Below are 25,442 nucleotides of genomic sequence, written 5' to 3' on the forward strand. Positions count from 1 at the left end.
TTCCCGCCGAAGCAGGCGCGCTGTGTTTCACGGTCTTTGGCGAGTCGGCATGTTGGTCGGTGGATGCGTCGGCCGGTTCGATGCTGGAAATGATCATTTCGAGCCAGGCCCGGTAGAGGTCCTCGCCGTCGAGCTGACTGGCCAAGGTGACGCCCTCGTTCGTGGCGAGCAGCACCCGGGCCATGGTGGTTGCCGGTATGCGTAACGCCCCGCCGAGGCGCGCCACGCCTTCGGTCAGGTACTCACTGAGCCAATGAACCATCTCGAGTCGTTGGGTGGCCAGGCGCTCGCGGGCTTCGGGGCTGCGCATCAGGAAGAGGGTGAATTCGTGTCCGAGCGCCGCCTGGTCGGCGCCGGCCTTGTGCATCAACGCCTTCCAGCGGTTGGCCAACTCGTCGAGGTCGAGCTCGTCGAGCCGATGGGAGGAAGAGATAACGTCGGCGAATCCGTCCAGAAACCGTTGGCGATTGCGTTCGATGACCGCCAGAAACAGTTCCTCCTTGCCGCCGAAATGGGCGTAGATGGCGCCCCGGGTGTATCCGGCCGCGTCGGCGATCTCCTCCAGGGCGCTCCCGCTGAAACCCTTGCGCGCGAACAATTCCTCGGCCGCGTCCAACAGCAATCCGCGTGTGTGCTCGAGGCGTCGTTCCCTGGTCCAGCGTTGCGCCATCGGGCCATTCTCCCAGATCGGCCCGCCATCAAGGGGTTGCCGGGCCACCGCGCATACCACCCCCTGTTAAAGATGCGGCCCCGCATCTGCTCGTGCCTTGCGCCCGTGTTCGCGGCAACTGCGAACAGAAATATACATCCTTGTATCTGACATACGACAGCGTATAAGGTGATGCGTGCCACAGCGTGACGACGCATTCACGAGAGGACCAGCCCCATGTCAACGGATTTCGTCGAAACCGCGCGGCCGGGCGAATGGGTGAACACCATCGGTGCGCTGCCCGACGACCACGACCTCTATCCGATGCGCATCCCCACCGATCGCTACACCTCCGTCGAATTCCAGCAGCATGAGCGGGAAGCGATCTGGATGCGGGTCTGGCAGATCGTGGGTCGAGTCGACGACCTGCCCAAGGTTGGCGATTGGAAGGTGTATCAGATCTTCGACCAGTCCTTCATCGTCGTGCGGGGCAAGGACAACCAGCTACGCGGCTTCGTCAACGCGTGTCGTCATCGCGGCAACGTGTTGTGCCAGGGCACCGGGAATGCCAAGCGGGGATTCCTGTGCCAATACCACCTGTGGTCATACGACCTCGAGGGGAAAATGCGCGGCGCCCTGCGCGAGCGGGAGAACGTCATCACCCCCGAGGAGAAGGGCGAGAACGGGCTCCTGCAGGTGTCCGTCGACACCTTCGGCGGGTTCATCTTCTTGAACCCCGATCCCGACGCGGCGCCGCTCGCCGAGTTCCTGGGTCCCGAAGTGGCCGAACTGCTGGCGCCCTATCGCCTTGACCAGTTCACCACCGTCATGGACGTCCGCGAAGCCATCGATTGCAACTGGAAGGTCGTCATGGACGCCTTCAACGAGGGCTATCACATCTCCGGAATTCACCCGCAGCTGCTGCGCGTCATCGAGATCGACCCGAGCAAGAGTCGCTACCGCTTCTTCGAGACCCACAGCGTGGCCGTTGCGCCGTTCGAGGTCCAGGGCGCCGGCGCCCAAGCGCAGGTCGACGGCATCATGGATCTCCCCGAGACCTTTCCGTCGACCGCCGCGGTGCTGCCGCGCTTCGAGGAACTCGTCAAGGAATATCGCGCCGCGGACGGCTCGGTGGAGTTCCCCGACGGTGTCAACGCCCGCAAGCTGCTGCAGCAGGCCACCCGGGACACCCTGACCGGCATGGGCCTGGACGTCAGCGGGTTGACCGACGCGCAGATGAGCGACAACCAGGGCTGGGTGCTGTTCCCCAACTTCTTCATGACGGTTCGTGCCGGTGAGTGCCACGTGATCATGGCCATGCCGCACCCGGACGGCGATCCCAACCGGTGCATCTGGCACGTCAGCAGCTACATGTACCTGCCGGAGGAACACCGGAATGCGTTCCGCGCCAATCTGATCGACGTGGACGAGCCGGGAAGCTACAAATATTTCGAGGCGCTGCAACAGGATTACGAGCAGATGCCGCGCCAGCAGATCGGCCTGCGCAACAGCAGGCTGGGATACATGTCCCTGGTGAAGGAGGAAGTCGTCATTGCCTACTACCACTCGGTCCTGGACCGCTACCTGGCCGGCGGCGTGAAATGACGCTGACACTTGAAGAGCGCATCGCTTTGCACCGTCGCATGGCGGAGGCGTACCGCAACGCCTATCTACGCCAGGGCATTCAAGACGGTGAGGCCTTCGTCGACGCGTGGAAATTCGCCTCCGATGCCGTCTACGCCTCCCCGTACTTCACCGGTGACCAAGGGTTCCTGTTGAGCGAATTCCCCGAAGAGTCGGCGAGGGCCTCGACGATGGAGGCCAAGGCGTACTCGCTGACCTTTCCCGATTGGAAGCCGGCCGATTTCAAGTACTGGCCCGCCGACAACGGCTTCGTCATGAAGACCCGCTGGGAAGGGCACACCAACGAGGGAACCAAGATGGGCTTCTATTCCTACAGCTTCGTCGAGACGAACGACGACGGCGAAGTCGCGCGCTGGGAAACCCACGTCAACGACGAGTACAGCGCCTTCCTCGATGTCGCGATCGGCGTGCACGGGCCCTTCCACGGCACATCGGAATACGTCGAGGCGCTCGAGCGGCGCCTCGCGGCCGCCGGCGTCACCGTCTGAGGAAGGACACACAGTGCCAACAGATATCCGCGACGTCATCGACGACCACGTCGGCCGTTCCCGGACGGTCCTGGAATACGGGCTGGTCACCAAACGCCTTGTGGACGAGGCGAAGAAGCCCGGCTTCTCGGTCGACAGCTGGGCACCGCTGGCCGAGCTGGTGGCGACCGACGAGTTCGAACGAGTCGGCGCATTCAAGGAAGTGATGAACTGGTCGGCCTACGTCGACTTCCTGACCAATTGGGCGACCTCCTCGGAGTGGGAATGCTCGCTACGGCGCATCACCGAAACACCGGGCGCGGTTTTCCTGGAGCTGGAGGAGCGCAGCCGCATCGGCGAATTCGCCAACGTGGTCAACTCGCTGTCCGTCTACGAATTCACCGACACGGGCAAGATAGGGCACATCGACCTTTATCTGCAGATGGAGCTTCCACCCGCAGAGATGCTGAAAAGCTTTGAAGGGGTCGAGATCTCGGAATGACCGACATCGATCCCGTCGATTTCTTCACCGACAACGGGCTACGGACGTCCAATATCTGGATCGGCGAGGACAAGCACGGGCCGGCGGACAAACGCCGGTACGACTACCTGCCGACGTTTATTCTGCGTGGGCTAACCCGACCGCACGTCCGTTTCGAATAGCCCGGGCTCCAAGTCATCCCAGTCAACGGAGGTCACGGCAGATGAGCACGACGGAGGGACGGCTGCCGCCGCTACCCGCCGAGGAGTGGGGCGACGCGGAGTACGCCGCGTTTGGTGCCTTGCTCGGCATGTCGGGTGACAAGGTACCCCGGGCCGGTTCGGGAGATGCCTACGATCCGGCCCGATTCGACATCATCGGCCTGCTGGTGCGCCATCCCAAGCTGGCCCGGCCGTTTCTGACCTTCAATGGCTTCCTGTTGCAGCGCGGCGAATTGCCGGCGAGGCTGCGCGAATTGACGATTCTGCGGGTCGCGCAGAATCGTCGGTCGGCCTACGAATGGGGACAGCACGTCAGAATGGCTGCACGCAATGACATTTCGGAGGACGACATCGCGCGGCTGGCCCGCGGTACCGATGAGTTCGAGGGCGCCGACCGGCTCGTGCTGGAAGCGACCGACGAGTTGCTCGCCGAGGGCCACGCGTGCTGGGAGACGTGGCAGGCGTTAAGCGAGGCACTCGGCGAGCACGCCGCGATGGAATTCATCTTCGTTGTCGGTGTCTACGTGCTGTCGGCCATGGCGTTCGAGACCTGGCGGCTGCCACCGGCGCCGGATACCGCCCCGCTGCCTACCCCTTGAGATCCGGCATGACTTTGTCGGCGAACAGCTTCAGCTGTTCGTAGACGAGTTCATACGGCAACCCACCGAAGCTGAAGTTCGCGAGCATCTCGTAGTCGCCCACCATCTCCTTGCGTATGTGATGGTGTTCCACCAGCGCCTCGGGCGTGCCGATCATGTTGCCCGCCACGTAATCCCGATAGGCCTTGTCGGGGCCGCCGGCAGCCGCGGCGGCCGCGCCCATGTTCGCATAGGTCGAGTAGGACGGCAGTTCCTTGAAGTGGTCGCTCATGAACTCGTAGTGGTTGGCGACGGTGGCGAACATCGTGGAGAAATACGTGTCGCAGTAGTCGGTGACGCGTTGCCTGTCTTCGAAGCAGAGCACGAAATCCGAGATGATGAATGGAGGGGCCGTGGTGCCGTGCAGCTTCTCGAACGTCTCGCGGTAATGATTGATCTCGGGGATGGCGTTGCGCCAGTCGCCTTGCGAGAAGCGCAGCGTCCGGAGGCCGTAATTCGCCGCGACCTCCACCGACGACGGCGACATGCTCACCATGACGGTGCGGTCCTTGAACGACTTGAACGGCCGCGGGCGGACCTCGGTGCGGGGGATCTGGTACCACTTGGTATCGGCCTCGACGACGCCCGTCTCGATGCCGGCCATGACGATCAGGGCGGCCTCGTCGAACATTTCGCGGGAGTCGGCCAGTTCCACCCCGAACGAGCGGAATTCCCGGCGGGCCGCGCCCCGGCCCATTCCCAGGATCAGCCGGCCTTCCGAGAGGACGTCGAGTTCGAGAGCCTGTTCCACGACGCGCAGCGGATTGTTCCAGGGCAGGATGACGGCGGCGGTTATCAGATCGATCGTGCTGGTCTTGGCCGCGATGAAGGACAGCACCTGAAAGGGATCGGGGCACGCCGCGTAGTCGGTGAAGTGGTGTTCGACCGGGCCGACGTAATCGAACCCCATGGCCTCGGCTTCCACGGCGAGATTCGTTTCCTGCATGAAGGTTTGCACGTCGGGCAGCCCGTGCAGGTTCTGGTATCCCAGATGCAGTCCTACTCGCATGTGCGCCTCCAAGTCTCGGTCGAGGGCGTGCGTGCCTGAGAATGAGCCGCCCTGTGCGTTAGTCGACTGACTAATGTGAACCATACGATGCCTATGGGCCCGAGGGCAAGTAATATAGTTGACCAGCTCGCCTAGTTATCGCACACGCTTGCGCATTTAATGTCCAGCGGGGAGGTCGGGAGCCAATTGGCAACGTTGACAGGCAAAGTCGCCGTAGTGACCGGAGCGAGCCGTGGAATCGGTAAGGGTGTCGCCGTCGCGCTGGGCGCCCGCGGCGCCACCGTCTACGTCACCGGACGCACCGCGTCGGCAGGCGCCCACCCACTGCCCGGCACGGTGGGCGAGACCGCGGCAGAGGTGTACCGGCGCGGCGGGATCGGGGTCGCCGTGCCGGTGGACCATTCCGAGGATGAGCAGGTCGCGGCCCTGTTCGACCGGGTGCGGAGTGAGCAGGGCAGGCTCGACATCCTCGTCAACAACGCGTTTGCCATACCGGAGGATCTGACCGATCCGAAACCGTTCTGGGAGAAGCCACTCAGCAACTGGGACATGGTCGACGTCGGCGTCCGCTCCAACTTCGTCGCCGCCCGGCATGCAGCACCGATCATGGTTGAGCAACGGTCCGGGTTGATCGTCGCGATCTCGGGGTACGTCGGCGTCACCTATACCTATGGTGTCGTCTTCGGGATGTGCAAGGCGGCGGTCGATCGGATGGCGCGGGACATGGCAATCGAACTTCAACCCCATAACGTCGCTTCGATCTCGCTGTGGCAAGGCTTGACCCTGACCGAAAGGGCGCGAGCCAACCTGGCGCACAATCCCGAGATGGCGAAGGCGACGGTGACGGATCCCGTTGTCGGCTGTACCCCTGAGTTTCCGGGGCTGGTGATCGGCGCACTGGCCACCGACCCACAGGTAATGCGGCGCTCCGGGGGAACCTTCATCACCGCCGAACTCGCCACCGAATACGCCATCAGCGACGTCGATGGAAGGGTGATCCCCTCGCTGCGGGCGCAACGCGGATCCCCGATCTGGCAACCGATCGCGGACGGTATCCCGCCGGCTTAGTCGCCCGCATAATTCGGGCTTGTCTGATGAAAGCGGCCACCGTATGGTGCGTGTTAGGCGGATGACTAAAACCGTGAAGAGCGGTGAGACGGGCAGCCTTTAAGGAGATCGACCGTGGCGGTGAAGAGTCCCAGCGACGTGTACTACGACCCGTTCAGTCCCGAGATCGACGCCGACCCTTACCCGGTATATCGGCGGATGCGTGAGGAGGCTCCGCTCTACTACAACGACCAGCACGATTTTTACGCCGTCAGCCGGGCCGACGACGTGCAACGCGTCCTCCTCGACCACGAAACCTTCATCTCGGGACGTGGGGGGATCATGGAGTTCATTCGCGCCGACATCACGATGCCGCCCGGGATGTTCGTCTACGAAGACCCGCCCATCCACACCAGACACCGCCGGGTACTCGCGGGCGTGTTTACTCCGCGCCGGGTCGCGGAGCTGGAACCCAAGGTTCGCGCGTTCTGCGCGCGGAGTCTGGACTCGGCAGTCGGCGCCGGCCGGTTCGACTTCATCACCGATCTCGGCGCTCAGGTGCCGATGCGGACGATGGGGATGTTGTTGGGTATTCCCGAGGCGGAGCAGGAATCCCATCGCCAGGAGACGGACAAGAGCCTGCGCACCGAGGCGGGCAAGCCGATGGCTCCCCAGGAGGGATTCGCCAGCGGCGAGTCGTTCGCCGAGTACATCGACTGGCGCGCCGCGCACCCCTCCGACGACCTCATGACCGACCTGATCAATGCCGAGGTCACCGAAGACGACGGGAGCTTCAGGCGCTTGACGCGCGAGGAGGTCCTTACCTACACGACGCTGCTGGCCAGTGCTGGCGCCGAGACGACCGGCCACCTGATCGCCTGGACCGGCAAGGTGCTGGCCGATCATCCCGAGCAGCGACGCGAACTCGTCGACAATCCCACGCTGATTCCGCAGGGCATCGAGGAGGTGCTGCGCTTCGAACCACCCGGACATCAGTTCGCCCGCTACGTCACCACGGACGTCGACTTCTACAACCAAACCGTGCCGGAGGGCGGTGTCATGTTGTTTCTGATGGGCTCAGCCAACCGCGACCATCGCCGATTTGCCGACGGGGACCGCTTTGACATTCACCGCGAGCCCGTCAAGCACCTGAGCTTCGGCCTCGGCGCGCATTACTGCCTGGGCGCGGCCCTGGCCCGGCTGGAGGGCCGGATTGCCTTGGAGGAGTTGCTGAAACGCGCGCCCGAGTGGGACATCGATATTGACAATGCCCGGATGGCGTCTTCGTCCGCGTTGCGGGGATGGGACACGCTCCCGGCGGTGCTCCCGTAGCTTCGACGAAGACTATTTCCCACGAAAGTGGGGGATGACCTCTCGCGCAAACAGTTTCATCCCGGCCCGGATATCGTCGGGCGGCATGCCCGGTAGCGCCATGCTGCACACCAGGTCGGTCAGCCGGGCGTGTTCGCGGTAATCGGCGATCTGGGCGATGACGTCGTCCGGCGTGCCGACCAGTGCGCGCTCGGTGAAAAAGTCGAACGTTTGGTTGCGGATGATCTCTTCGACCGATGGCAGCGCGGCGGTTTGTCTGGGCGCGCCCGACGCAACGTCGGCCTCAGCGGTCCACTGCTGGTACCCGGCAGCCATGTAGCGCAACGGTTTTGCCGCAAGGTTCCAGGCCTGTTCCCGCGTGGGGGCGACGAACGCCGGGCGCATCGCGGCGACGCGGAAGTCGTTCGGATCATTTCCATGGGCACGCAGCGCGTCGTCGTAGATCTTCGCCGACCCGGCCCCACCGGTGAGGAAATGCAGGCCCATCCGCGCCGCTCGCTCGATGGCCTTGGGCGCCGTCCCGCCGACCCAGATCGGCGGGTGTGGTCGCTGCAGTGCGGGCGGGCGGATGCGGACATCGCGCAGGCTGTTATAGCGCCCGTCGATCGTGACCGACTCGCCCGACAGCAGCCTGCGCACGACCGTCAGGTTTTCCTGCATGCGTCCGGCGCGCTCCCGGGCGGGGATGCCCTGATCGTCGAACTCGCCTTTGCGGTATCCCAGCCCGACACCGAGGTCGAACCGCCCGCCGGAGATGAGATCGAGTGTGGCGGTGTCCTCGGCCACGCGTACCGGGTTGTGCAGCGGCAGCAACAGCAGAAACGTCCCGATGCGAATCCGTTGTGTCCGTGCCGCGATGGCGGCACCGATCGGCAAGAGCGAAGGGGAGTAGCCGTCGTCGATGAAGTGATGTTCGGTGAGCCACGCTTCATCGAAGCCCAGTTGTTCAGACTCGACGATGAGGTCCAGGTGTGAGCGGTAGAGCTCGTCCCACCCGACGCGCGCCCACTCCGGATTGCGGAACGGCCAAAGCAGCCCAAGCCGCAACGTCATTTGACCTTGCGGCCCTTGCGCGGCCGCCGCTTACCTTCCAGTTGGCCGATCAACCGCTCGACCACCGAGACCGTCTGGGAGTGGCCGAGATTGAGGCCGTAGGAACGCTCTTCGCCCATGAATCGCGCCGCCGCGTCCATCAACAGCATCACCGCCTCCGCCGGCCACTGCGTCGTGTCGACCCCGTAGTTCGTCAGAATGGTCGACAACCCCTCGAACTGCAGGCGCCGGAACCGCACCGAGAATTCCTTCATCGCCGCCATCACCACCTTGCGGTGGTTACCCAGGGCCAGAAACTCTAGGTTGAGGGCGGTTTTGGTTTGATCCCGGATCAGGTCCCACAGGGCCCACAGCGGCTGCTCTGAAGCCAGCGCCTGGGCCTGCCGGTCCAGGCTGCGCGCGGCGCTGCGGCGGAACACCTCCAAGAAGAGCTCATCCATCGGGCCGAAGTAGTAGTAGACGAGTCCGGGGTTCACCCCCGCTTCGGCGGCTACCCGGCGCGATGTCACGGCCGCATATCCCTCCCGCAGCATGAGACGTTCGGTGGCATCGAGCAGCGCCATCCGGGCGTCGGGTTCCTCCACTGCGTCCGAGGCGGTCGACGCCATGACTGCAACCTCCGGGTAGCCCACGTGTACAACCCGCAGACTACGTCATCCGCGCGCCGGGATCGCCTGGCGCGAGGCCCATCCCGAGCAGCCATCGAGCGTGCCGGTCCATCATGACGTCATACTCCCCGTGCACGGCATGCGTCGAAAGCATCGCGATGTCCGACGACATGCGGCGCAGCTGGTTGTCCGACCGGTAGCCACTGGACCCGTTGCCGTCGACCAGATCCCGTAGCGTGTCACGCACCGTATGCAGGATGGTCGCTCCCTGCAGTCCCGCACGTGCTTCCTCCTCGAGGGTCTGCGGCCTGCCGCGGCGGGCGGTCTGGAGCACGTCCTCGGTGGCTGCGTCGCGCACCAGGCGCATGATGTGCGCCGTTTGGAAGGCGTTGAGCCACCGTAGCCGTGCGGCCGGGCGCTCGATTCGCGGCGGGCTGTTCACGCCCGACGAGCTGTTGAGACGCTCCCGGCTGATTTCCACCGCGGCGTCGAGCGCCCCGACGCACAACGACGACAACCCATACCGCAACGCGGAGAACGGCAGATGGACGACCTCGTCCTCGTGGAACGTGCCCGGGTGATCGTTGGCCGACATCGCCGCACCGAACAAGATTGCCCAACTGTCCGGAACCACCGCGTCAACCGCGGTGATCGTGACACTGCCGGTGGCGGCCATCGACGCGACGTCCCAGTCGTCGGCGATGTCCAATTGCTCTCGCGGCAGGATCGCCCACTGCAGTTCTTTGTCGTCACCGATGATGACCGGCACCAGTGCGTGCGAGGCATGCAATATTCCCGTCGCATAGCCCCAGCTGCCGTTGACGCGCAACTGCCCGCCGGAGCGCTCGGCCGTGCCGGGCTGCGACAGGATGGCCGCGCTACGTACCGAGGGTCCGTTGGCAAACAGCTCCTCCTGCACCTCTCGTGGGTAGCGGCACAGGAACCAGCTGTGCAGGTTGTAGAAAACGGTGACCCAGGCGGTCGATACATCACCGGCAGCGATGATCTCGGCCACCTCGTTGAGCTCGTGTGGCCCCAGGCCGGCACCGCCCCACCGTTTCGGCACGATCACCGAAAACAAGCCGGCGGCGTCCATGTCGTCGACGAGATCGTCATCGAGCCGACGGGCCAGTTCCATCTGTCGCGCCAGCGCGCGGATCCTGGGAACGAACCCGCGAGCGGTACCGGCCACCGCCGCACCAGGCGCGTCGGCACTCGAGACTCGATCGACGATTGTCACCATAGTTCTCCCTCGACGAGTTAGTCGACTGCCTAAGATGCAACATACCGATGCCGGCGGCCAAGAGGCAAGTGATCGTGCGCAGTTGACCGCCCACCGAAGGAAATTCCTAAAATAGTTGACTCGGTCGATGGTATGGTGAGCCCAACGCACCAGAATTGGCACCACCGCGTCCGTGGCCGAGTTCGAAGTGGAGAATCCGTGACCGCAATCGATGACACCGCAACGACTATCGCGCCGGGTCAGCGATGAAGGCTACGGCTGAGCTGCTCGACCTGTCCGGCAAAGTGGCCGTGGTGACCGGAGGCAGCCGGGGCATCGGGCGCGCCGTCGCCGAGGGATTTGCGATGGCGGGCGCCGACGTCGTCATCGCCAGCCGCAAGCTCGACAACTGTAGGACCGCCGCCTCCGAAATCGAGGCCAACACCGGGCGCCGCGCGTTGCCGGTTGGCTGCCACGTCGGCCGGTGGGAGGACGCCGAGGTGTTGCTCGACGCGGTCTACAACGCCTTCGGACGCTGCGACGTGCTGGTGAACAACGCAGGTATGTCACCTGTTTACGACGATCTACCCTCGGTCACCCAGGAGCTCTACGATAAGGTCCACGCCGTCAACGCGCGTGGGCCGTTCCGGCTCAGCGCGTTGTTCGGGGCTCGGATGGCGGAGGGCGACGGCGGCTCGATCATCAATGTCACCACTGCGGGGACCCTACGGCCCGACGCCACCGACCTGCCATACGCGATGGCCAAGGCGGGGCTGAACGCGCTGACCCTGGCCCTGGCCGGAGCCTGGGCGCCCAAGGTGCGGGCCAACCTGGTGATGCCTGGAGCCTTCGATACCGACATCTCCAAGGCGTGGGGACCCGAAAACCAGGCCGTCGCGGCCGCGGCGAACCCGATGAAGCGCATCGGCGTACCCGAGGACATGGCCGGGTTGTGTGTGTTTTTGGCCAGCGCGGCCGCCGGCTACATCAACGGGGCACAGATTCTGATCGACGGTGGACTCTTCCGCACGCTCTGAGGCGCCCACGAAACCCCATTTACCAGTTAGCAACTCAAGGAGGAGCGATGGCAGGACGGATGACCGGCAAGGTCTCGTTCATCACCGGCGCGGGACGCGGCCAGGGGAGGGCGCACGCGGTGCTGCAGGCACGAGAGGGCGCCGACATCATTGGCATCGACATCTGCGAGGACATCAAATCCAACCCGTACCCGTTGGCCAGTTGGGATGACCTCATGGACACCAAGAAGCTGGTGGAGAAGGAGGGCCGCCGCTGCGTAACGGTCAAAGCCGACGTCCGCAACCGCGAGCAGCTCGCCGACGCCCTGAATCAGGGTGTGGCCGAATTGGGCCAGCTGACCACGGTCATGGCCAACGCAGGCATCATGCCGCTGGCGATGGGTGACCCCGAGCCGATGGACTTCCAGGACGCTGTCGACGTCGACCTCATCGGGGTGATGAACACGGTCGCGGTATCCGTTCCGCATCTGGTAGGCGCGGGGAATAGTGCGTCGATCATCATCACCGGGTCCACCGCGGCGTTGATACCCAACACCATGTCCGCCAACGTGGACCCACGGGTGATCATGGGCCCCGGCGGGGATGGTTACCACTGGTCGAAAGAAACGCTGGTCGGATACACCAAACAGATGGCTCTGCAGTTGGCGCCCAGTGGGATTCGGGTGAACGTCGTGCACCCGACCAACTGCAACACCCACCTGATGAACTGCGACGGCATCTACCAGATCTTCCGGCCCGACATGGAGGGCCCGGTCACCAAAGAGGACTTCCGGCCGGCGTCGGAGTTCTACCACGCCTTGCCCACGCCGTGGCTGGAGCCCGAGGACGTCGCCGAGCTGGTCCTCTTCCTCGCCTCGGACGCCTCGAAGTACATGACCGGTACCAGCATTCCGATCGACGCCGGCTGCATCATCAAGTGGCCCAACGGTCCGGGCCAGTGAACCGGCGTTAGAGGTTCCCCACTTCGAGCTCGAGGTATTCGGCGTACTTGGCGCGCGCAGCCTCGCGCTTGCGCGGTATCCATTGGCTGGGCCACAGGTCGTCGGTGGGCGAGTAGTCGCGCAGCACTTGACGAGCCACCGTGGTCTTGTGCACCTCGGTGGGACCGTCGACCAACCCCATCACGGCTGCGCCGTGGATCATCTTGAACAGCGGCATCTCGTTGGTGACGCCGAGTGCACCGTGGACTTGCATTGCTCGCCAGGCGATATCGTGCAGCACCGTAGGCATCGTCGCCTTGACGGCGGCGATGTCCTTGCGGACTTTCTTGTAGTCGTTGTACTTGTCGATCTCCCAGGCGGTGTAGAGCACGAAAAGCCGGAACTGCTGCAGTTGGGCATACGAATCGGCGATGAATCCCTGCACGAACTGCTTGTCCGACAACCGGCTTCCCGCGGTCTCGCGGCTCAGCGCGCGCTCGCACATCATGTCCAATGCCTGCCGGGCGAAGCCGATCGTCCGCATGGCGTGGTGAATACGCCCACCGCCCAGGCGGGTCTGCGCGATGACGAACGCCTGGCCCTCGCCGCCGAGCAGTGCCTCGGTCGGGACCCTGACGTTGTCGTAGTGGATCAGCGCGTGGCCGCCTTCATTATCGGGCTCACCGTACAGGCCGACGTTGCGCTTGATGTCCACACCAGGAGTGTCGGTGGGCACCAGGAACATCGACATGCCTTGATAAGGGCTGACTTCGGTATTGGTCACCACCATCACAATCAGGAAGGCGGCGGTCTTGGCGTTAGACGAGAAGAACTTGTACCCGTTGATGATCCAGTCGTCGCCATCGCGCACCGCCCGAGTTTGAAATCGGGTGGGGTCGGCGCCGGCCTGCGGTTCGGTCATCGAGTAGCTGGAAAACAGTTCGCCGTCGAGCAGTGGTTGCAGATAGCGCTCTTTCTGCCCCGGCGTGCCGTAGTGCGCGATGATCTCCGCGTTGCCGGTATCGGGAGCCTGGCAGCCGAACACGATCGGCGCCCACGCGGAGCGGCCGAGGATCTCGTTGAGCAGCGCTAGTTTGAGCTGCCCATAGCCCTGACCGCCGAGCTCGGGCCCGAGGTGGGTGGCCCACAGGCCTCTACGCTTGACCTCGTCCTTGAGTGGATCGATTGCCTTGCGGCGAATGTCGTTGAGCGGAACGAACTCCTGGCCCGGCCACACCAGGTCCAGTGGCTCGACCTCTTCGCCGACGAAGGCGTCCGCCCAGTCCAGCAGCTTCTGGTATTCGGGGTCGGTCTCAAAGTCCCAGGACATGGCAGTCTCCTCCGCGGCCGATCGCTCAGCGCACTCTCGTGGGTAGTGATCGGGCAAGTTCGGCCGCGGTGGCGATCGACTGCAGGACCATCGGTCCAAAGGCTTCGACGACCCTGGGGTCCGCCTTGCCGCCCTTGACCGCGGCGGCGTATGTCTTTTCCAGCACGATGCCGATCTTGAAATTGGCCAGCACCAAGTAGTAATCGATGTTTTCCGTCGAGAAACCACTGACCTTTTCGTAATGTGCGAGAAGCTCTTTGCGCTTGGGCATCCCGGCTACATCGAGATAGAAGTCCGCTCGCGGTTCCTCACCGTCGTAGCCCAGCAGTGCCCAGCCGAGGTCGAGCAGGGGGTCACCGATTGTGGTCATCTCCCAGTCGACCAGCGCGGCCAGGCGGGCGGGTGCGCCGTGGGCGTACATGACGTTCGCGTACTGGTAATCGCCGTGCATGATGCCCGGAGTGAAGTGGCTGGGCGCGTTGGCGCGCAGCCAGTCGGCGGCGGTGTCCAATCCTGGCAGCTCGCGGACCTGGAAGGAGCGCAGGAAGGACAACCAGCGGTCGGGCTGACGTTGGTGGAAGCCGTCGGGGCGACCGAACCCCTCGAGACCTTGTGCGCGCCAGTCGAGTCGGCCCAGCTTCGCCGCGCCGTCGACCAGTTCGAACGCCAGGCCGCGCCGGGCGTCCGGATCGGTGTCGAATGGCGCCGGCCACCCACTGTCCATCGGGCTCCAGCCGTCGATCTCGGCCATCACATAGAACGGTTTGCCCAGCAGTTGGCCGGACTCGTCGGCCGCGATCAACTCGGCGTGCGGTACGTCGGTCCCCTTGAGGGCGCGTACCAGCCGGATCTCGCGCAGCAGTTCGTCGAGCCGCTTGGCGTCCGCGCGCGCACCGGGCATCCGCAGCACCATGCGGTTGTCGCCGCGTGTGACGCGCAGCAACGTGTTCTGCGACCCGCCGGATATCGTTTCTATCTCGGGCAGCTCGCCATTCCCGGGCGCGTCTTGTTGGTCGAGCCAGTTGCCTAACCGGTGGGCATCGACGCCGGGCGTCACTTCGCTTCGGCCTTTGCGCCGTACGGGCTCCAGAACGCCAGCCGCCAGCTGTCCATGTCGAGGCTGTCGTGCATCACGATCTGACCGGCGGCGACGCCTTCCTGGATCTTCTGCATCGTCGCGTCGACATCGCCCTCCATCTCGTAGATGATGGCGTAGCGGTGCTCGGGCGCCCGTCCCCCCGGCGCGCGGTACATTTCGGAATCGAGCAGGGTGTACCGCTGAGCGGACAACATGCCGGGGATGGCAAGGAGTTGCGGCACATGCACGTTGTCGTACCACTCGTTGAACTCGTCGTCCCTGCCCTGCACGGGGTTTGAATACACGATCTGGATGAATTTCTGTGTCACGTCGTCGGTCCTATCTATGGAAGGAGCTACACGGATTCGCCGAGCACCATCGGAAAGGAGTCCACTGAACGGACGCCGATGGTGTAAACGAGCTCGGTGCCCGGCTTGACCCGGTACTGCGGAATGCGACTGTGCCAGACGCGCAAAGCGATCCGCAGTTCGAGCCGGGCCAGGTTGGAACCCAGGCAGCGATGGACTCCCGCGCCAAAGGCTATGTGGCGATTAGCCTTTCGTCCCCAGCGAACGGCGTCAGCCTCGGGAAATTCCGACTCGTCGGTGTTGCCCGAGCCAAGGAACGGATGCACCTTGTCACCGGCGCGGATGGGGCAGCCGCCGAGCTCGGTGTCCTGCGTGGCGATGCGCGACACCAGCATCACCGGCGATTCCCAACGCAACAGCTCCTCCACAACCAAGGGGCTGAGTGAAGGGTCGGCGACCAGCTCGGCCCGCTTGACCGGGTGCTCGGCGAGGTAGCGGAAAAAGCAGTCCAGCGATGCCGATACCGTGTCCAGTCCGGCGATCAGCAGCAGAAAGCAGATGTCGAGAATCTCTTCCCGGGTCAGCCGCTCTCCGTCGACCTCAGCCCCGAGGAAGTGGCTGAGCAGGTCATCCCTAAGTTCGGCCTCGCGCTGGTCGAGTACTTCGGTGAAGTATTCGTAAATCGATTCGGCGCTCTTCTCCCGCAGTTCCTGTGTGCGCGGATCGTTGAGCGACGTGCCCAGCACGTGAAACGGGCGGATGATCCCGTCTTTCATCGCCAGGAACCTCGGCAGGTCCCGCATGGGCAGACCGAACATGGTGAGGAACACCTGCGACGGGAATGGTACCGAAAAGCGTTGCGCGAAATCGATTTCCGGCTCGTCGATAAAGCCGTCGATCAGATCGTTCACCAGATTCTCGATCGGTCCCGCAAGGTGCTCGAGGTGCTTGGGGGTGAAAAGCGGATCGAGGATCTTGCGAAACTTGCGCTGGTCCGGCGGATCCACCTCGATAGGAATCAGCGGGCGCGCGTTGCCGAAGTGCCCGGCGGGCATCTGCGACGAGTAGATCTCCGGATGACGGAAGACCTCGGTCATGGCTGCCCGGGTGGTCACCACGATGCCTGAGCCTTCGATCCGTATCGCGGGAGCCGCCGCCCGCATCTGCGCGAAGGCGTCCTGCGGATGCCGTGTCAGCGCCTCGCCCGCACCGCTGAAGATCGTGCCGCCGTAGGCATCGACCTGCTGCTCTGCCATTGGGACAATCTATCAGACCGAGTCAACTATTTACGATGGCGGTCATGTCGCCGATCCATCGTTCGTAGTCGGTGCCCTTGGCGGTCAGCGAATCGGTCCCCAGGGTGGAGTCGACGATGAGGAACCGTTCGGCCTCGATGCCGCCGACCAGTCGGTCGGCGACGTCTTCCGGGGTGGCCGCATCCCGCACCGCGGGGTGGTCGGCGGGGATGCCGTCGGCCATCAGCATGGGGGTGCGCATGGCACCGGGGCAAAAGCACGAGACCTTGATGCCCCGAGCGCGGTAGGTAAGGGCGAGCCATTCCGAAAATGCCAGCGCCGCATGCTTGGTCACCGCGTAGGCGGCCTTGTCGGGATGCGTGGCCATCGCAACGACCGAAGCCGTTTGAAGCAGATACCCGTCGCCGCGTTGCAGCATCGACGGCAGCATTTGACGCGCCGCATATACGTGCGACATCACATGCAGCTGCCAGCTGAGCCTCCATAGGTCGTCGTCGGCGATGTCGCCGGCGAGGGGAGGACCGGCGTAGCCGGCGTTGCTGAACCAGATATCGACCTCGCCGTAGGTGCTGCGGGCGAGCTCGGCGACGGCACGCACCGTATCCTCCGTGGTGATGTCACCGGTCAATCCGACGGTGCCGATTGAATCCGAGACCCGGTTGACCCCATCGGCATTGATATCGGTGACGACGACTTTGGCGCCCTCGGTGGCGAAGCGCCGCGCGCATGCCTCGCCGATCCCACCGCCCGATCCCGTGATGACGACGACCTTGTCGCGCAGCTTCATCAGAAGGCCTTGGCCGTACTCGCCGTGTCGGGACGCAGGTGTTTGACGGACTTGACGCTGACGTCCCAGCCGACGGCCTGCGCGCGCAGCGCCGACACCGTCGCCCGCTCCGCCGGTATGTGGACGAACGGATCGTAGGAGAAAAGGCGCATGGCGTTGCGGTGGGTGATCTTGTTGATCTCATCGTCGGGAACGCCGTTGAGCGACATCATCAGCGTCTCGGGTGCGACGGGCCAGGTGGTGTCCGAGTGCGGGTAGTCGCACTCCCAGGTGACGTTGTCGATATTGAGGCGATGCCGGTTTTCGACGCCCACGGCGTCGTCGATGAAACACAGCACTACATGTTCGGAGAAAATCTCCGAGGGCAGGCGGTCACCCAGGTTCATGCCGCTCCAGTGCTTGGTGTGCCGGTAAATGTAGTCCACTCGCTCCAAAAAGTAGGGGAGCCAGCCGATCCCGCCCTCGGACAGCGCCACCCGCAGCGTGGGGAATTTCCGGAAGATCGGACTCCACAACAGGTCTCCCGCCGTGGCCATGAGGCTGATGGGCGACAACGTGTAAACCAGCTCGATGGGTGCATCGGGGGATGTCGTCGGCGGACGCGAGTTCGAGCCTAGATGCATGCACACGACGGTGCCCTCTTCAGCGCATGCCGCCCAAAACGGGTCCCAGTGATCGGAGTAGAAGCTGGGCAGGCCCAGGTCGTACGGGCTGGACGAGAATGTCACCGCGTGGCAACCCCTGTCCGCCATCCGGTGCACCTCCGCTGCGCTGGCCACCGGGTCCCACATCATCGGCAGCGCAAGGGGAATGATCCGGCCCGGGTGGGTTCCCGCCCATTCGTCGATGTGCCAGTCGTTGTAGGCACGTATAATCGCGGCGCCCTGTTCGCGATCCCCGGTTTCCATGAATAACTGACCGCAGAACCGCGGAAAGGACGGAAAGCACATCGATCCCAGCACGCCGTTGGCGTTCATGTCCTTGACGCGGCCGTGAATGTCGTAGCAGCCGGTCCGGATCTCTTCGATGCAGGTGGGTTCCATCCCGAACTCCGACGGTGGGCGTCCCGCGACCGCATTGAGCGCCGTGTTGAGAATCTCCTGGCCTTCGTAGCGCCACGCCATCGTCCCGTCGTCGCGACGAACGAACCGCGGGGCGCTGTCCTCGTACTTCTTGGGGACGCGTCCCTCGAACATGTGCGCCGGTTCGATGACGTGGTCATCGACGCTCACCAGGATCATGTCGTCGACGTTCATCGCGCCTCCTTGCTCGGTTATGTCGCTCGATTGCCAAGCGGCTCAGATCAATCCATCAAGTCCAGGACAAGCTTCCCGCCGAGCTCGGACTCCTCCATCCACGGTGCCGAGGCCTTCAGGCATTCGGCCCAAATCTGGGTGGCGCGCGCCGAGTCATGCTCGGCGGCGGCGGCGACGAATTTCGCGAAGAGCTCCTGAGCGTTGCGGTTGGTCCCGAGGACCCCGGGCATGCTCTTGGCATCGGCGGCGACCGCGGGATCCACCCCGACACGCACCCATTGCAGGATCTCGGCGGCCACGGTGAGCGCCGGGTTCTTGACGGCGGAGAACGCGCTCGTCTCCGCGTCGGACCACGTCGCAACGAATTGGTCGATGTCGTCAACGGTGGCCGCCAACGCGGCCTCGTAGTTGTCCAGCACCCTGAGCTGTTTGGGACCGATCCGTGCCGCGACGAGGCCCATGATCGCGGGTACCACGGGTCGCACCGCACGGACGAAGTCCGCGAGGGTGGTTCGCCGCGCCTCCAGCACGATGCCGGCGAGCTTCGCCGCCACGCGGGTGGAAGGTATGCGAATGGTGGCCCCGCCTCGATCACCGGTTCGCAGGTCGAGCAGGAATTCCATCTCGAGGATTCGCAGCGCTTCGCGCAGCGTCGGCCGGGATATGCCGAATTCGCCGGCCAGCTCGGCCAGTGGTGGCAGCCGATCACCTTCGCGCAGAACACCTTCGGCAATGCGCGAGCGTATTTCGGTGGCCACGATCACCGCTCGCCGCGGTGCCGGCTCGGCGCCGATCTGCCCGGCTTGGGCGCGCCACAACGGGGTCATGTCTATGGGCTGACGTCTGATGTTGCGGCTCACGAGCATCCGGCTCGTCGTGAACAGATAGTCGCTCCAGGTCTTCTGGGCCAGTGAAGCGTCGCGGCGACGGGCGGCATCGAGGAATGCGCTGTGGCTGACCACGACCCGCCGGGCGATGCGTTCCGCCGACACCGCGTTGTCACTGCCGATCGCCGCGTAGACCTGTCCGGCGTAGATGTCGCGGAATACCCCGGCCATGACGCCGAGGGTTCGGTTACCAGACAGCTCGGTGACCGCCTGATCGAAGTTCGACATTGCGGCGACGAACGATAGGGGATCGCCCTCCGCGGCCCGCTCCGCATCGTGAAGTGCGACAAGGTTGTCGAGGTCGTCGTAGCCGGCTCGGATCGCCACCTGCTCTGCGGCGGGCGGCTCGATCACCGACCTGGCTTCCTCGAGGTGGGCAAGTGTCGTCCCGCGCAATTGGAGCAGGAGTGCCACATAGCGGCCGACCGCCTCCAGCCCGGGGTGGCGCACGACCGCGCCGCCGCCGCGACCGCGCCGGACCTCCAGTAGCTGCTGTGACTCGAGGATGCGCAACGCCTCGCGCAGCGTCTCCCGAGAGATCTGCAACTGTGCGGTGAGTTCCGCCTCGGGCGGCAGTTGCTGGTCGGCGGCGAGCTGACCGCTGAGGATCTGGCGACGCAGGTCGGCGGCCAGCAAGTGGGAGACCTTTTGCGTGTTGCGCCGCGGCATCGCGCGCCACATTTCGTCGCCGGCGCGGCGAGTCTGGTTGGTTTGAGGTGACTCGGTCATACCGTCGTCAATACCATCGCACCGCACTGCGGGTACACACCGCTCGTCACCACCGCGACGCGCGCGTCGGGCACCTGACGGTCCTGACACTGGCCTCGCAGCTGGAGCACCGCCTCGTTGAGGAAACCGATGCCGTGCAGTCGGCCCTCGGCGAGCTGTCCGCCGGCGGTGTTGAGCGGGAAGTCGCCGCCGGGGCCGAGGCGGCTACCGTCACCTACCCAGTCCCCGAATTCACCGCGCCCGCAGGCGCCGAGCGCCTCGATCCAGGCGACCGTGACGGGCGTGAATCCGTCGTAAACCTGTGCCACGTCGACGTCGCCGACGGTGACCGACGACCGTCGCCACAGCCGATCCGCGCAATCGCCCGCGCCGCCATAGAGAAAATTGGTGTCGAACAGCCAGTCCGCGCCCCGGCCGGTGCCATAGGCCATGGCGTCGACGAGCACTGGGAGTTGGGGCAGATCCGCTGCGCGCTCGGCCGTGGTGATGACCGTGGCTACCGCCCCGTTGACCGGATAGTCGCAGTCGAGGACGCGCAGCGGATCTGCCACCATCCGCGACGAGAGGTAGTCGTCCATCGTCACCTCGTCACGCAGCACGGCGCGGGGGTTGAGCGCGGACCATCGCCGTGCGTTGACGGCGATCCGGCCGAAGTCTTCCTCGGGCCGGCCGTATTCGGCCATCCACCGCTGCTTCTTGAGGCCGAGTAAGACCAGGATGCCGCCGAGATATCCGTAGGGAGTGAGGAATTGATCGCGTCCGCCAACCGTCTGCGGGCCGCTGGCCACGCCGCCCTGATGGCCCGCGTCGCGGGTAAGGCACCGGAAGACCAGGACCGTCTCGCATGCGCCCGACGCGACGGCCATGACTCCGGCCAGCGCGGCCGCAACGCCTGACGGACCGCTGGGAAAGATGTCGGCGAACGCGGCGAGGTCGGGCACCCCGAGCAGTCGGGCCATGTCCTGGGCGCCAGGAGACTCCGCACCGAATTTGTACTCAAAAATGCCGTCGACGTCGGAGCTCGTCAAGCCGGCGTCCGAGAGCGCGTTCTTCGCCGCGGCCAAGGCCAACACATTGGGGTTGGGCGTGCCTGTTCGGCTCAGCTCCGAATAACCCACGCCGACGAGGGCGACCTCGCGTGCCAGCGTGCTCATGGGCCGGCCTCGAGCACCCGGAACTGCGGCAACGTGACCGGACCCCGCTGTTCGAACGTGACTTCTACCGGTAGCCCGCAGCGCAACCGCGCCGGGGAGGTCACGCCGACGAGATTGGTCAGAATCCGAAGCCCGGGCTGGTCGTCCAGCTCGACCAGAGCGACCACGTACGGCAGGGCGTCAATGAACCCCGCGTGCAGCGGCCGGTTCACGACCGAATACGAGTAGAGGACGCCGCGACCGGTGGCTTCGACCGTGTCGAAATCTTGTGCCTGGCAGTGCATGCAGCAGATTTCGGGCGGGTACTGCATGTTGCGGCACGCCCGGCAACGCTGCAGGACCAGCCGGTGGTCGGCCGCCGCCTCCCAATAGAAACGGGTCACGTCGTCGGGCGCGGGGACTGGACGAGGATCGGCGTGCACTCGCACATCCATTTGTGTCACTGCCACTTCCTCATCGGTTGCCCGCTGGATATATTGAGCTAACCGTAGACAGCCTACTTAGTCAACTATTTTGGTGGGAGGGCATGACCCATGCCGGAGTCATTTCAGCGCCGGGTGGACATCGTTACCGCCTACCTGGTCGGCATCGGCGAGCTGGATTTCGATGCCGCGGGGGAACATCTGGCCGACGCCGCGGTGATGATGGTGCCCTTTACGCCGACCGGCGATGACCTGCCGCCCCTGGTGGGCAAGAAAGCGATTCTCGATCAGATGCGCGGCGTCATCGTGCCGACGTTCGCGCGCATGGATTTCACCGTCGACGATTGGTATGACGTCAGGGATTCGGACGCGCTGATCGCCGAGTACCACAGCGTGTGTGCGCTGAAGCGAGGTGGTGAATACCGGAATTCCTACGTTGGCGTGTTTCGTTTCGAGGGCGACAAGATCGTCGTGCACAAGGAGTACTTCAACCCGATTCAGTTGGTCGCGCTCGCGGACGGGCCCGGCGTTGGGTAGGGCCTGACTCGTGGCGCTCAGATGCGTGCGGTTCCCTTGCGCTCGGTAATGGGCCGGGCCAGTTCTTGCTCGTCGCAGATCTTTTGCAGCTTGTCGAGCGTCTCATTCAGGCCGGGGCCGAGGGGGCGGCCGGGGGTGAAGGTGGCCGGCAGGTGCCGCATGCCCTGGATGACACCGATGGTCTCGTAGTGCACGGTGCCCTCGGGGTCGCAGCGATAGTCGGGCATGCGGTCGAGGACCGCGTTGAGCATCGATTTGAACACCGCGCGGCCCAGGTTGGACCCGATGCACCGATGAATCCCGAGACCGAAGCCGAAGTGGCGGTTGCCTTTTCGATCCAGAATGATCTCATTTGGCTGGTCGAAGACGGCGGGATCACGATTGGCCATAGCCCAGGAGATGTAGAGCCGTTCCCCCTCCTTGAACCGAGTGCCGTTGATTTCCACATCTTCGGCGAAGGTGCGCCCGTCGCCGGGGGCCGGGGTATAGAAGCGCAGAAACTCCTCGGTGGCCGAATCCAGCAGGGTGTCGCGCTCATCGATCAGACGACGACGCTGATCGGGGTTCTGCCCCAACCACTCCAGCGAATGTGCGGTCAACGCGGTTGTGGTGTCGAATCCGCCACCGATCAGCAGCGTGAGCATGCCCAGAATCTCCATGTCGGGCGCGGGCTCACCGTTGATCTGCAGCTGGATTAGGGCGTTGATCAGACCGGGGCGCGGGGCCTGGCGGATCTCGGCAACATTGGCCAGGAGATCCATAGCCATCTCGGCGTTTTGGTCTCGAACCCGTGGGGCCTCCGGCGAATCCTCGGGGGTGTACACCAAGGCATGCGCGGGCTCGCTGTACATCGACCACTTGCTCAGGGGAATGCCCAGCATCGCGAGGGTGATCACCGCCGGGGCGATGTTCGCCAGATCGTCGACAAAGTCGAGACGCCCGGCTTCGATCTTTTCGTCGATGGCCGCGCGCACGATCTCGTCGATGAACGGCTCCCAGCGCTTGACCGCCGCTGGGGAGAGATACGGATTGAGCACGCTGCGGTACACCCGATGCTCGGGTGGGTCCATTTCTAAGATGCCCGCCCGCAACGGAATTGGCTTGGCGGGAATGGTGATGCCCTGATACCCGCGGCGTTCGTTGTTGACGTCGTGATCGTTGGAGATGTAGGGACAGCGAGCCAGTTCGAACACCGCATCGCTGCTGCTGGCCACCCAATGTCCCCCGTAGGTATCCGACCAGGCCACCGGGCACCGTCGGTGCAATTCTTCGGTGATCGTCTCGAACTGGAATCGGTAGTCGGGAGTGTGCCGGTCGAAGTGATAGCTGTTCTTATGGTCGCTATCGGTGGCGATACCGTCACTCATGCGTTCACCTCTAACGACTTCGCACCGTTGTTCTCCGTGGCCGAACCGCCGCGGGGGTCGTCGACAACGATGGCCTGCTCTGGGCAGGAGTGCGCGGCCTCACGCACCAGCTCCTCTTGGTCCGGCGGGACCACTTCGCAGACCGCCGAGGAACTGCCGTCAAGGTCGCTGAGCACGAACATCTCCGGTGCGATCATGGCGCACAAGGTGTGTCCCTGACAGCGCTGCGGGTCAACCCAAACCTTCACGGTTGCTTACCTTCCTTCTCGTGGTCCGGGTACGAACGATCTCCGCCGTTGCGCCGCGCCGGGCCGGGCAGAAGCCGCGTACTTCTCGATTAGCCAACCGCAGCTAGGCGACCGAGTCAACTATTTTTGTGCTAGCGTCGGGCGCAACCCGGCCCCGGCCGGGCGGACCGGCACTTTGGACTCGGGAGGCTTAATGGCAGCGCAGGACACCACGGCCGCGGCCGTACCGGAGAATCGCCTGCAGGAGAGCGCTTCCGGGCCGGACGTCGACCGCCGGATGCTGATCGACGGGCAGCTCCTCGCCGCCCAGGACGGGCACAGCTTCCCGTCAGTGAACCCCGCCAACGGCAGCGTCGTCGGCTATGCGCCGGATGCCACCACGGCCGATGCAGAGAAAGCGATCGCGGCCGCACGGCGCGCGTTCGACACGACCGCCTGGTCGACCGACGTCGACTTCCGCATCAAATGCCTCGATCAGCTCCACGCGGCATTGCTCGAACGCAGCGAGGAACTCCGCGAGTTGACGATCGCGGAAGCCGGCGCCACCCGCGCGCTAACCGCCGGACCACAGCTCGACGGGCCGATCGGCATCGTTCGCTACTACGCCGACCTGTTGAAGACCTATCCGATGACCGAGGACCTCGGCGATATCGAATACATGGGGCGGTCGAATCATCGTTGGGTGGAGAAGGAGGCCGCCGGCGTCGTCGGGGCGATCATCGCCTACAACTATCCCAATCAGCTGGCGCTCGCGAAGCTCATTCCGGCGCTGGCTGCGGGATGCACCGTGGTACTCAAAGGGGCTCCCGACACCGCGTTGATCACCCTGGCCCTCGGCGAAGTGATCGCCGAGAACACCGACATACCGCCGGGCGTGGTCAACGTGCTCAGTTCGCAGGACCCCGCGGTCGGAGCGGCGCTGACCACCAGCCCCGACGTCGATCTCGTGACCTTCACCGGCTCCACCGCGACCGGCCGGGCGATCATGGCCGCGGCCAGCGGCACAGTCAAGCGGGTGTTCCTGGAGCTGGGCGGCAAGTCGGCGTTGATCGTGTTGGATGACGCGGACTTCAACACGGCCGCGATGATGGCGGCCTTCATGATCACGTCTCACGCAGGGCAGGGCTGCGCGATTCCCACTCGGCTGCTGGTGCCGCGCGCGCATCATGACGAGCTCGTCGAGCTGGTCAAGAGCAACCTTGCGTTGATCCCCCACGGCGATCCGGCCGACCCGGCCACCTATATGGGTCCGCTGATCAGCGAGCGCCAGCGCGACAAGGTGGACGGCATGGTGAAGCGGGCTGTCGCCGCGGGGGCGACGCTGGTCACCGGCGGCCACAAGATGGGGCCCGGGTTCTTCTATGAGCCCACGCTGCTCACCAACGTCGACCCCGACAGCGAGGCCGCCCAGGACGAGGTATTCGGGCCGGTGCTGGTGGTCATCGCCTACGACGATGACGATGACGCCGTGCGGATCGCCAACAACTCCATCTTCGGTCTCTCCGGCGCGGTGATGGGTAGCGACGATCGGGCCATCGCGGTCGGCCGGCGCATCCGGACCGGAACGCTATCCATCAACGGCGGCAACTACTCCGCCCCGGACAGTCCGTTCGGCGGCTACAAGCAGTCGGGCATCGGACGGGAGATGGGCGTCGCCGGCTTCGAAGAGTTCTTGGAGCGCAAGACGTTCGCGACGGTAGTCGGGTGATACCGCTGAAAGGGGTTCGCGTCGTCGGAGTCGCGATGTATGGCGTC

25 protein-coding genes and 2 pseudogenes are annotated in these 25,442 nt (G+C 64.6%); 11 read left to right on the forward strand and 16 right to left on the reverse strand.

What is annotated here, in order from left to right:
- Positions 1-76: 76 nt before the first annotated feature.
- Positions 77-670 (reverse strand): annotated as a pseudogene (locus A5688_RS24000) (TetR/AcrR family transcriptional regulator); the annotation flags it as partial.
- A gap of 216 nt (positions 671-886) precedes the next feature.
- Here A5688_RS24000 and A5688_RS24005 point away from each other — a divergent pair.
- Genes A5688_RS24005 through A5688_RS24020 form a run of 5 tightly spaced genes read left to right on the forward strand, consistent with a single transcriptional unit; the run spans position 887 to position 4,061 of the window.
- A complete protein-coding gene (locus A5688_RS24005; protein WP_067832195.1) occupies positions 887-2,254 on the forward strand; it encodes an aromatic ring-hydroxylating oxygenase subunit alpha in 1,368 nt (455 codons plus the stop codon).
- Positions 2,255-2,256: 2 nt separating this feature from the next.
- Positions 2,257-2,781: a hypothetical protein gene (locus A5688_RS24010; protein ID WP_067909823.1), complete on the forward strand. Its 525-nt coding sequence runs from the start codon at positions 2,257-2,259 to the stop codon at positions 2,779-2,781.
- Between the two features lie 13 nt (positions 2,782-2,794).
- Positions 2,795-3,262, forward strand: coding sequence for a hypothetical protein (locus A5688_RS24015; protein WP_067832202.1), 468 nt, complete (start codon positions 2,795-2,797; stop codon positions 3,260-3,262).
- The gene (locus A5688_RS27850) at positions 3,259-3,423 is read left to right on the forward strand and encodes a hypothetical protein (RefSeq protein ID WP_165606906.1); all 165 of its coding nucleotides are present in this window, start codon (positions 3,259-3,261) and stop codon (positions 3,421-3,423) included. The genes A5688_RS24015 and A5688_RS27850 overlap by 4 nt, the downstream gene beginning before the upstream one ends.
- A gap of 41 nt (positions 3,424-3,464) precedes the next feature.
- Entirely contained in the window at positions 3,465-4,061 is a 597-nt protein-coding gene (locus tag A5688_RS24020; protein ID WP_067909733.1) for a carboxymuconolactone decarboxylase family protein, read from the forward strand.
- Here the strand turns inward: A5688_RS24020 and A5688_RS24025 are convergent.
- Complete coding sequence (locus A5688_RS24025; RefSeq protein WP_067832213.1) at positions 4,051-5,109, reverse strand: LLM class flavin-dependent oxidoreductase; 1,059 nt, start codon at positions 5,107-5,109, stop codon at positions 4,051-4,053. The genes A5688_RS24020 and A5688_RS24025 overlap by 11 nt on opposite strands.
- Before the next feature lie 159 nt (positions 5,110-5,268).
- Here A5688_RS24025 and A5688_RS24030 point away from each other — a divergent pair, with 159 nt between their 5' ends.
- On the forward strand, positions 5,269-6,177 hold the full coding sequence (locus A5688_RS24030) for an SDR family NAD(P)-dependent oxidoreductase (protein WP_067909736.1): 909 nt from the start codon (positions 5,269-5,271) through the stop codon (positions 6,175-6,177).
- Between the two features lie 114 nt (positions 6,178-6,291).
- Positions 6,292-7,488: a cytochrome P450 gene (locus A5688_RS24035; protein WP_067909739.1), complete on the forward strand. Its 1,197-nt coding sequence runs from the start codon at positions 6,292-6,294 to the stop codon at positions 7,486-7,488.
- 12 nt (positions 7,489-7,500) lie between these two features.
- Here A5688_RS24035 and A5688_RS24040 read toward each other — a convergent pair whose 3' ends face one another.
- From A5688_RS24040 to A5688_RS24050, 3 genes are read right to left on the reverse strand one after another with little or no spacing between them, the layout of a single operon-like run.
- Positions 7,501-8,541 (reverse strand): LLM class flavin-dependent oxidoreductase, encoded by a 1,041-nt coding sequence (locus A5688_RS24040; RefSeq protein ID WP_067832215.1) that lies wholly within the window; start codon positions 8,539-8,541, stop codon positions 7,501-7,503.
- On the reverse strand, positions 8,538-9,149 hold the full coding sequence (locus tag A5688_RS24045; protein WP_067832216.1) for a TetR/AcrR family transcriptional regulator: 612 nt from the start codon (positions 9,147-9,149) through the stop codon (positions 8,538-8,540). The genes A5688_RS24040 and A5688_RS24045 overlap by 4 nt, the downstream gene beginning before the upstream one ends.
- 40 nt (positions 9,150-9,189) lie before the next feature.
- Complete coding sequence (locus A5688_RS24050) at positions 9,190-10,389, reverse strand: acyl-CoA dehydrogenase family protein (protein ID WP_165606907.1); 1,200 nt, start codon at positions 10,387-10,389, stop codon at positions 9,190-9,192.
- Positions 10,390-10,637: 248 nt separating this feature from the next.
- Between A5688_RS24050 and A5688_RS24055 the strand changes: the two genes are divergently transcribed.
- Together A5688_RS24055 and A5688_RS24060 are read left to right on the forward strand one after the other, a co-directional pair.
- Positions 10,638-11,408 carry an SDR family NAD(P)-dependent oxidoreductase gene (locus tag A5688_RS24055; RefSeq protein ID WP_067909742.1) on the forward strand — a complete coding sequence of 257 codons (771 nt, stop codon included), beginning with the start codon at positions 10,638-10,640 and terminating at the stop codon, positions 11,406-11,408.
- 47 nt (positions 11,409-11,455) lie between these two features.
- On the forward strand, positions 11,456-12,349 hold the full coding sequence (locus tag A5688_RS24060; RefSeq protein WP_067909745.1) for a mycofactocin-coupled SDR family oxidoreductase: 894 nt from the start codon (positions 11,456-11,458) through the stop codon (positions 12,347-12,349).
- Positions 12,350-12,356: 7 nt separating this feature from the next.
- Here A5688_RS24060 and A5688_RS24065 read toward each other — a convergent pair whose 3' ends face one another.
- The 9 genes from A5688_RS24065 to A5688_RS24105 are packed head-to-tail and all read right to left on the reverse strand — an operon-like array spanning position 12,357 to position 21,547.
- Complete coding sequence (locus A5688_RS24065; RefSeq protein WP_067832222.1) at positions 12,357-13,658, reverse strand: acyl-CoA dehydrogenase family protein; 1,302 nt, start codon at positions 13,656-13,658, stop codon at positions 12,357-12,359.
- A gap of 25 nt (positions 13,659-13,683) precedes the next feature.
- Positions 13,684-14,715 (reverse strand): phosphotransferase family protein, encoded by a 1,032-nt coding sequence (locus A5688_RS24070; protein ID WP_067909748.1) that lies wholly within the window; start codon positions 14,713-14,715, stop codon positions 13,684-13,686.
- Positions 14,712-15,065, reverse strand: coding sequence for a DUF4286 family protein (locus A5688_RS24075; RefSeq protein WP_067909749.1), 354 nt, complete (start codon positions 15,063-15,065; stop codon positions 14,712-14,714). Before A5688_RS24075 ends, A5688_RS24070 begins: the two co-directional genes overlap by 4 nt.
- A 26-nt stretch (positions 15,066-15,091) precedes the next feature.
- Positions 15,092-16,300 (reverse strand): cytochrome P450, encoded by a 1,209-nt coding sequence (locus A5688_RS24080; RefSeq protein WP_082951155.1) that lies wholly within the window; start codon positions 16,298-16,300, stop codon positions 15,092-15,094.
- A gap of 22 nt (positions 16,301-16,322) precedes the next feature.
- Positions 16,323-17,087 (reverse strand): SDR family NAD(P)-dependent oxidoreductase, encoded by a 765-nt coding sequence (locus A5688_RS24085; RefSeq protein ID WP_067909752.1) that lies wholly within the window; start codon positions 17,085-17,087, stop codon positions 16,323-16,325.
- Positions 17,087-18,343, reverse strand: a complete 1,257-nt coding sequence (locus A5688_RS24090) for an amidohydrolase family protein (protein WP_067909755.1) — start codon at positions 18,341-18,343, stop codon at positions 17,087-17,089. The genes A5688_RS24085 and A5688_RS24090 overlap by 1 nt, the downstream gene beginning before the upstream one ends.
- A 47-nt stretch (positions 18,344-18,390) precedes the next feature.
- Positions 18,391-19,959: a FadR/GntR family transcriptional regulator gene (locus tag A5688_RS24095; RefSeq protein ID WP_067832227.1), complete on the reverse strand. Its 1,569-nt coding sequence runs from the start codon at positions 19,957-19,959 to the stop codon at positions 18,391-18,393.
- On the reverse strand, positions 19,956-21,113 hold the full coding sequence (locus A5688_RS24100; protein ID WP_067909758.1) for a thiolase C-terminal domain-containing protein: 1,158 nt from the start codon (positions 21,111-21,113) through the stop codon (positions 19,956-19,958). The genes A5688_RS24095 and A5688_RS24100 overlap by 4 nt, the downstream gene beginning before the upstream one ends.
- Entirely contained in the window at positions 21,110-21,547 is a 438-nt protein-coding gene (locus A5688_RS24105; protein ID WP_067832229.1) for a Zn-ribbon domain-containing OB-fold protein, read from the reverse strand. Before A5688_RS24105 ends, A5688_RS24100 begins: the two co-directional genes overlap by 4 nt.
- 99 nt (positions 21,548-21,646) lie before the next feature.
- Here A5688_RS24105 and A5688_RS24110 point away from each other — a divergent pair, with 99 nt between their 5' ends.
- On the forward strand, positions 21,647-22,072 hold the full coding sequence (locus A5688_RS24110) for a nuclear transport factor 2 family protein (RefSeq protein WP_067832231.1): 426 nt from the start codon (positions 21,647-21,649) through the stop codon (positions 22,070-22,072).
- Between the two features lie 17 nt (positions 22,073-22,089).
- On the opposite strand, the gene A5688_RS24115 is transcribed toward A5688_RS24110, so the two are convergent.
- Together A5688_RS24115 and A5688_RS24120 are read right to left on the reverse strand one after the other, a co-directional pair.
- The gene (locus tag A5688_RS24115; RefSeq protein WP_067909761.1) at positions 22,090-23,439 is read right to left on the reverse strand and encodes a cytochrome P450; all 1,350 of its coding nucleotides are present in this window, start codon (positions 23,437-23,439) and stop codon (positions 22,090-22,092) included.
- Positions 23,440-23,495: 56 nt separating this feature from the next.
- Positions 23,496-23,687, reverse strand: a pseudogene (locus A5688_RS24120) (ferredoxin); the annotation flags it as partial.
- 193 nt (positions 23,688-23,880) lie between these two features.
- Between A5688_RS24120 and A5688_RS24125 the strand changes: the two are divergent.
- Positions 23,881-25,395 (forward strand): aldehyde dehydrogenase family protein, encoded by a 1,515-nt coding sequence (locus A5688_RS24125; RefSeq protein WP_067909767.1) that lies wholly within the window; start codon positions 23,881-23,883, stop codon positions 25,393-25,395.
- Positions 25,396-25,442: the final 47 nt, after the last annotated feature.

Origin of the sequence: Mycobacterium mantenii (assembly GCF_001667865.1) — a bacterium.
Lineage (GTDB): Bacteria > Actinomycetota > Actinomycetes > Mycobacteriales > Mycobacteriaceae > Mycobacterium > Mycobacterium mantenii_A.